Genomic DNA, 283 nt, shown 5'->3' on the forward strand with positions numbered 1-283 from the left:
GCTGGGCTTCATCGTTCGACTTGCATGTGTTAAGCACGCCGCCAGCGTTCGTCCTGAGCCAGGATCAAACTCTCCGTAAATGTCTATCGCCACCCCCAAAAGGGGTAACAACCATACGAAGAAACACCCACCACCCAAAGGCAGCGAGCGATCCAAGCAAACACCCACCCGCAGAAAGGAAACCACGGACGAGCATCAACCAAACAAACTAACGACCCCAGACACCAACCAACCCATCCACCAGACGATGAACAAACCAGCCGACGCCAGGACCATATTGGCA

Annotated in this window: 1 protein-coding gene and 1 rRNA gene; one reads left to right on the top strand and one right to left on the bottom strand. The window is 54.4% G+C overall.

The features are described from left to right. A 16S ribosomal RNA gene (locus M3148_RS19395) occupies positions 1-80 on the bottom strand; the annotation flags it as partial. Here M3148_RS19395 and M3148_RS19400 point away from each other — a divergent pair. Then, positions 80-283, top strand: a 204-nt coding sequence (locus M3148_RS19400) for a hypothetical protein (protein ID WP_251305995.1), incomplete at its 3' end; no start/stop codon positions are given. The two genes, M3148_RS19395 and M3148_RS19400, sit on opposite strands and share 1 nt — an antisense overlap.

Source organism: Georgenia satyanarayanai (assembly GCF_023715365.1).
Lineage (GTDB): Bacteria > Actinomycetota > Actinomycetes > Actinomycetales > Actinomycetaceae > Oceanitalea > Oceanitalea satyanarayanai_B.